General features: G+C 73.2%; 5 protein-coding genes. 3 read left to right on the forward strand and 2 right to left on the reverse strand.

Annotated features, from left to right (window positions below; all coding sequences use genetic code 11):
* The first annotated feature begins 247 nt into the window (after positions 1–247).
* Both ACFWP3_RS04060 and ACFWP3_RS04065 read left to right on the forward strand, forming a co-directional pair.
* On the forward strand, positions 248–772 hold the full coding sequence (locus ACFWP3_RS04060) for a hypothetical protein (protein ID WP_384215896.1): 525 nt from the start codon (positions 248–250) through the stop codon (positions 770–772).
* 49 nt (positions 773–821) lie between these two features.
* Positions 822–1,790 (forward strand): helix-turn-helix transcriptional regulator, encoded by a 969-nt coding sequence (locus ACFWP3_RS04065; RefSeq protein WP_384215898.1) that lies wholly within the window; start codon positions 822–824, stop codon positions 1,788–1,790.
* A gap of 338 nt (positions 1,791–2,128) precedes the next feature.
* Here ACFWP3_RS04065 and ACFWP3_RS04070 read toward each other — a convergent pair whose 3' ends face one another.
* On the reverse strand, positions 2,129–3,178 hold the full coding sequence (locus ACFWP3_RS04070; RefSeq protein ID WP_384215900.1) for a phosphatase PAP2 family protein: 1,050 nt from the start codon (positions 3,176–3,178) through the stop codon (positions 2,129–2,131).
* A gap of 227 nt (positions 3,179–3,405) precedes the next feature.
* Complete coding sequence (locus ACFWP3_RS04075) at positions 3,406–4,542, reverse strand: hypothetical protein (protein WP_384215902.1); 1,137 nt, start codon at positions 4,540–4,542, stop codon at positions 3,406–3,408.
* A 281-nt stretch (positions 4,543–4,823) separates the two neighbouring features.
* Here ACFWP3_RS04075 and ACFWP3_RS04080 point away from each other — a divergent pair, with 281 nt between their 5' ends.
* Positions 4,824–6,542, forward strand: a complete 1,719-nt coding sequence (locus tag ACFWP3_RS04080) for an MFS transporter (protein ID WP_384215904.1) — start codon at positions 4,824–4,826, stop codon at positions 6,540–6,542.
* The last annotated feature ends 119 nt before the right edge of the window (positions 6,543–6,661 follow it).

Below are 6,661 nucleotides of genomic sequence, written 5' to 3' on the forward strand. Positions count from 1 at the left end.
GCGGGGAGGGGCGGTGCCGGGGGACGTCGCGGAGCCCCACGCACAGCAGGGCGCCGGCCGCAACCGCACGGACGGGGCGGTTCCTCCGCATCCTGGTCGGGGAGCTCCACGCACAGCAGGGCGTCGGCCGCAACCGCACGGAGGGGGCGGTTCCTCCGCATCCGACCCCGATTGCACTCCGCGCCGAAGGCGTCGACCCTGGAAGCAACGAGCCGAACGGCTCGCTCGGACACCGGTGGTGAGCCAGATGGACCTGGGCAGACACCCTCGTATCGGAGTGTGGGCGGCGGCAGCCGTACTGGCCGCGGTGCCCGCCCTCGGGGCCGGCTCCGCGGCCGCGGGCACGCAGGCCGCCCCCGGCACTCCCGCCACCCCCGTCACGGCGGTCATGGCCGCGGCGCCCGCCGTCGACGGCCCGGCGGATCCGGCCAAGGCCAAGGCCGAGGTCGAGAAAAACTGGGCGGCCTTCTTCGACTCCAAGACCTCCGTCGAGGAGAAGGCCAAGGTGCTGGAGAACGGCGAGTTCCTCGAACCGCTGCTCGGCGGCTTCGCGGGCAACACCGACGCTTCCGTCTCCTCGGCCAAGGTCACGGACGTGGCCTTCACCTCGCCCACCCAGGCGGACGTCACCTACGACCTGCTGGTCGGCGGCTTCCCGGTCCTGCCGGACAGCAAGGGGACCGCGATCCTCGAGGACGGGGTGTGGAAGGTGTCGACCAAGACCCTCTGCGCGCTGATCGAGCTCAGCGGCAACCCGGCGCCGATCTGCTGAGCCCCCGCCGCCCGGGCGGCGCCCACGGGCACGCTGGCAGACTTCGGCCATGCTCGAGACCTCCGCGCGACTGCTCCGCCTTTTGTCCCTGTTGCAGGCCCACCGCGAATGGACCGGGGCGGACCTCGCCGCCCGGCTCGGCGTGACCCCGCGCACCGTGCGCCGGGACGTGGACCGGCTGCGGGAGCTGGGGTACCCGGTGAACGCCACTCCCGGGACGGGCGGCGGCTACCAGCTGGGGGCCGGGGCCGAGCTGCCGCCGCTGCTGCTGGACGACGAGGAGGCCGTGGCCGTCGCGGTCGGGCTGCGGACGGCCGCCGGGAACGGGGTGGAGGGGATCGGGGAGGCCTCCGTACGGGCCCTCGCCAAACTGGAGCAGGTGCTGCCGTCCAGGCTGCGGCGCAGGGTGTCCGCGCTCAACGAGTTCACCGTGCCGATGCTGCGCGGGGCCGAGCACTCCACCGTGGACCCCTCGGTGCTCACCGAACTCGCCTCCGTGTGCCGCGACACCGAGCGGCTGCGCTTCGGCTACCGCGACCACGAGGGCAACGTCACCCGCCGCACCGTCGAGCCGCACCGGCTGGTGTGCACCGAGCGGCGCTGGTACCTGGTCGCCTGGGACCTGGACCGGGAGGACTGGCGGACGTTCCGGGCCGACCGGATCGAGCCCAGGGCGCCGCACGGACCGCGCTTCACACCGCGCGAGCCGCCCGCGGCGGACCTCGCCGCGTACGTATCCCAGGGCGTGGCGCAGCGGGTCTACGCGGCCCGGGCGGTGGTGCGGCTGAAGGTCTCCGCGGAGGAGGCGGCCCGGACCGTCGGGCCGAGCGACGGGGTGCTGGAGCCGGTCGATCAGCAGAGCTGCCTGCTGCGCACCGGGGCGGTCAGCCTGGACGTCCTGGTGATTCACATCATGCTGATCGGCTGTGAGTTCGAAGTGGTCGAGCCGCCCGAGCTGACGGATCGGATCAGGGCCGCGAGGGATCTGCTGGGGCGGGCCGTGGACCCGCCGAGGTGAAGGAAATGTGGCGGACCTGAGGGGGATTCAACTGGTCTGGTCCAGCGGCCTCGTGGCAATCCCTACCGGAATTCCAGGCCTTCGGCAGGGGGCTTCGGAAAAAATTCCAATGCGCCTGAACGGCGGGCGTGTCGCGGTCCGGAAAACAATTGGGGATTGTCGATATTCTGTGACACAAGCGTGACCCGGGACGGACGAACGTCCTGGCGTGGCGCTGACGGGCGGCGGCGAGCGCGCCCCGGCCGTGCGCGCGAACGGCGAAGGCGGGCCGGGTCAGTGACCCGGCCCGCCTTCGTTGCGCGGGGAGAGGTGGTGCGTACCGTCCCGCGCGGTGTGCTTCAGCCGCCGGCGACCGGGCGGGCCGCGGCGCTCCGGGCGGCCGCCCGCTCGCCGTGGGCCGGCCTGCGGCTCCCGGCCGGGGTGACCGGGGTCCGCTCGGAGCGGATCAGGTGCGGCCGGCCGGTGAGCAGGGGAGCGGGCCGCGGCGCCGGGGTGTGCACGGGCGCGGGGGCCGCGGGAGCGGGCTCCGCCGCGGTGTCCCGGGCAGCCGGCTCGAGCCGCCACTTGCCGCCCGCGGAGAGCAGCGGGGTGAGCGCGGACACGACGGGCGCGGGCATCCGGCCGGTCTCCGCACGACGGCGCAGCAGCTCGCGCAGGTCGAAGACGTAGGCCTCGGTCCGGGCGATGAGCGGCTCGAACCAGGGCAGCGCCAGCAGGATCAGCAGTCCCGCGGACCAGCCGAGCAGTACGTCGCTGACCCAGTGCGTGCCGAGGTAGACGGTGGTGGCGCCGACGCTCAGGGAGACGACCGCGGACACCACGGACAGCACCCGCCGGGTGACCACGGTGGACGCCAGATAGGCGAGGATTCCCCAGGTCACGACGGCGTTGGCGGTGTGGCCGGAAGGGAATATATCGCCGCCCGCGAAGAGTTCGGCCGAACCGATCTCGGTGGCGTAGTGCGGGCCGAGCCGGCCGAGGCCGAGCTTGACGGACCCGACGGTGACGTTGAGCAGGAGCAGCGCCACGCCCAGCGTGATCAGCGGGCGGAGGGTGTGCTGGCGCCAGGAGCGCCAGCCGAGCCAGGCGGCGACCATGACCGCGGTGGGCCCGCGCTGGCCCAGTACGACGAGGTAGTCGAGGAAGGCGTGCAGCTGCGGCCACTGCTCGTAGGGCCGGAAGAACATGACCTGCCAGTCCAGGCGCACGAGCCAGGACGTGGTCAGTACGGCCACCACGATCGCGAGGTAGAAGGCGAGGGTCGATCCGAGGAGCACGACGCGGTGCCGGCTCATCTGCGGGGTTTGCAGATGAGCCGGTCGCTCTGGTTCCCGGTCCAGGCGGGCGAACACCCGCTCCAGACGGTTCAGGATTTGATCGGTACGCACTCAATCGACGTTACCGCGCGCCGATGGTCGGCCCGGTCGAATCGCGGGCTTTGTGATGACCATGTGATGTGGAGTTGGTCTCACGCGAGACTTAATTCCCGGCATTTCGGCAATGGTTGGAGGGTTCTCGATCAACTGCCCCGGAAATTGTTTCACATACTTACCCGGGCTTTATTGTCGCAACTCGTTATCCTTTGCCGAACGATGGATCGGAATGATCCATTCCGTTACGGTGGGCCCGAGCCGTTCAGCCAGAACGCCCCGTAGACCGCCGAGAGCAGGGCCGCCGCCCCCAGCACCGCGGCCGCCGTCCGGGTCCGCCACCCGGCCAGCGCCACCGCCACCGGCAGGACCAGCGGAAAGGCCGGCAGCAGCAGCCGCGGCTTGGAACCGAAGTACCCGGACGCGCACAGCGCCAGCGCCACCACGATCCCGCCGTACACGAGCAGCGGTACCGGCTGCCGCTGCCGCACGCACCGCCCGTACAGCCACAGCACCAGCACGACCCCCGCGATCAGCCCGAGCCCGGCCGCGAAGGCGGACGAGGCGAGCCGCGCCCCGATGAACCGCGCGAAGGCCCAGCCGCCGTCGAAGCCGTTGCCCCAGCCGGCCTGCACGTCCAGGTACCCGAGCAGCCCGCCGCCGGTGCGCGCGCCGACCCACAGCACGTACGCCCCGGCCCCCAGCGGAGCCAGCAGCGCACCGGCCGCCATCCGCCAGGACCGCTCGCCGCCGCGCCAGGCCAGTACGACGGCCACCCACACCGCCGCGACCACCGCGGCCCCGACCGGGCGGGTCAGCCCCGCCCCGGCCGCGAGCAGGCCGGCCGTCAGCCACCGGCCGCGCAGGGCCCCGTACAGCGCCCAGGCGGCCAGCGCCGTGAACAGCGACTCGCTGTACGCCATGGACTGCACGATCCCGACCGGTAGCGCCGCCCAGACGGCCACCGCCAGCACCCCGGCCCGGCGGCCGTGCAGCAGGTCCGCCACTGCGAAGATCCCCCAGGCCGCGGCGAGCCCCGCCAGCGCGGACACCACCAGGCCCGCGGAGCCGTACGGGAGCCCGGTCGCCGCCGACACCAGCCGCTCCAGCCAGGGCAGCAGCGGGAAGAACGCCAGGTTCGAGTGGACGTCCCCGTTCGGGAGGGCCACCTCGTACCCGTACCCCTCCGCGGCGATGCGGGCGTACCAGAGCGAGTCCCAGCGCGCCGACAGCAGTGTGTGCGGGCTGCTGCCGGCCACCGCGCCCCACGCGCCGAGCACGGCCAGCCCGAGCAGCCGGACCGCCGCGAACACGGCGAGCGCCGGTCCGGCCGCGGCGAGCGCGGGCGCGGCCCGGTGCAATCCAAGATCTTTCACGGGCATGATTATCGGTGGCGCACACCCGGGCCCGGCCGAGAACCACGGGCCGTGAGCGCGCGTGTACGCGGGGGAAGGGGCAGGGCGGGAAAAGTGGCGCACACCACAGGGCGGCCTCCGCCGGGATGAGAGCTTGACCACGTGTTGGACAGGCGAACTCGCGTACGCTGACCGTTCACTCGCGTGTCGATGCCGGACCCCGTTGGACGCCGCACAGCGCACCACCCCCCGTGGCTCCGCAAGACGCTGGTCCGCCGAGCGCGAGGGATCACCTGGGAGGTACATGCATGTCGGGGACGAACGCGGCCGGAGTCCGGACCACTGCCCCCTGGCAGCGGCTCCGCGCGGCCTCCGGCGGGGGCAATCGCTGGGTCGTCCTGGCAGTGCTCTGCGTCAGCCTGGTCCTCGTCGCGCTCGACGCGACGATCCTGCACGTCGCCGTCCCCTCCCTCACCGAGGACCTGCGCCCCGGATCCATCGAGCTCCTGTGGATCGTCGACGCCTACCCCCTGGTCTGCGCCGCGCTGCTGATCCTCTTCGGCACCCTCGGCGACCGGGTCGGCCGCCGCCGCATCCTCCTCCTCGGCTACGGGCTCTTCGGCGCGGCCTCCGCCATGGCGGCCCTCGCCGACAACGCCCAGGTCCTCATCGCCGCCCGCGCGCTGCTCGGCATCGGCGGGGCGATGATCATGCCCGCCACTCTGTCGATCCTGCGCCAGGTCTTCCCCGACCGGCGCGAACGGGCCCTGGCCATCGGCATCTGGACCGCCGTCGCCGCGATCGGAGCCGCCAGCGGCCCGGTGCTCGGCGGCTTCCTCGTCCAGCACTTCTGGTGGGGCTCCGTCTTCCTCATCAACATCCCGCTGATGGCGCTGATCCTGCCGCTGGGGCGCTGGCTGCTCCCCGAGTCGAAGGGCTCCTCCGACGGGCCGTGGGACGTGACCGGCGCGCTGATGGCCGCCGCCGGTGTGCTCGGCTCGGTGCTCGGGATCAAGCGGCTGGGCGCCGAGCGCGAGCTCCTCGACCTCGAGGCGCTGGTGCCGCTGGTGCTCGGCGTGGCCCTGCTGGTGCTGTTCGTACGGCGGCAGAAGCGCCGACCGCACCCGCTGATCGACATGCGGATGTTCTCCCGCGCCGCCTTCTCGACCTCCGTCGGCTGCATCGTGCTCGCGATGCTGGCCCTCGTCGGCCTCGAGCTGATCGCCGTCCAGTACCTCCAGCTGGTGCTGCACCTCAGCCCGCTGGAGACCGGCCTGCGGCTGCTGCCGCTGACCTTCGCCGCGATGGCGGCCGGCGCCACCGGTTCGTACACCCTGGCCCGGGTCGGCCCGCGCACGATGGTCTCGCTGGGCTTCCTGCTCACCGCGTTCGCCGTGCTCGTGCTCACCTTCATGGGCCACGACGACCGGCCCGTGCTGCTGACGGTCGGCTTCATCCTGCTCGGTTTCGGGCTCCAGACCACGCTGTTCGCCGCGTACGAGTCGATGCTGAACGAGGCTCCGGCGGCCACCGCGGGCGGCGCGGCCTCCATCGGCGAGACCTCGTACCAGCTGGGCGCGGGCATGGGCATCGCGCTGCTGGGCAGCGTGATGAACGCCGCGTACGCGCCGGGGCTGGCGGACGTGCCGGGGGTCTCGGCCCAGGACTCGGCGGGCGCCGCGCACTCGCTGGGCGAGGCCTACCAGATCGCCGCGCAGCTCGGCGGGCCGGCGGGGGAGGCGCTGCACGCGGCGGCGCGGAACTCGTTCGTGTCCGGGCTGCACGTGACGTTGCTGGTCAGCGCGGGGCTGTTGGTTGCGGGGGCGGTGATGGCGCTGAAGCTGCCGCGGGCGATGGACTGTGGGGTCGAGGCCTCGGCTGAGGCCGAGGCCGGCGGGGAGAGTGGGGTTCGGTTGCCGGCGCAGGCCTGTGCGGAGCCGGCTGCGCCGGGGCGGGCTGCGAAGGTGCCGGCCCCTGCGGTGGAGCCGGATTCGGCCGTCGGGCGGGTTTCGGGGCGGGCGGGCTGAGGTTCCGGGTGTGCGGGTGCGGCGCCGCCGCCGGGGCTCCGCCCCGGACCCCGCGCCTCAAACGCCGGCGGGGCTGGATGTGGCCGGGCCGGGCCGGGAGGTGGGGGTGGACGGGGTGG

This window comes from Streptomyces sp. NPDC058525, assembly GCF_042719495.1.
Classification (GTDB): Bacteria; Actinomycetota; Actinomycetes; order Streptomycetales; family Streptomycetaceae; genus Streptomyces.

Excerpts from the sequence above, each read along its gene's own strand:
- ACFWP3_RS04065 (WP_384215898.1), top strand. The coding sequence starts at position 822 with ATGCTCGAGACCTCCGCGCGACTGCTCCGCCTTTTGTCCCTGTTGCAG.
- ACFWP3_RS04060 (WP_384215896.1), top strand. The coding sequence starts at position 248 with ATGGACCTGGGCAGACACCCTCGTATCGGAGTGTGGGCGGCGGCAGCC.
- ACFWP3_RS04075 (WP_384215902.1), bottom strand. The coding sequence starts at position 4,542 with ATGCCCGTGAAAGATCTTGGATTGCACCGGGCCGCGCCCGCGCTCGCC.
- ACFWP3_RS04080 (WP_384215904.1), top strand. The coding sequence starts at position 4,824 with ATGTCGGGGACGAACGCGGCCGGAGTCCGGACCACTGCCCCCTGGCAG.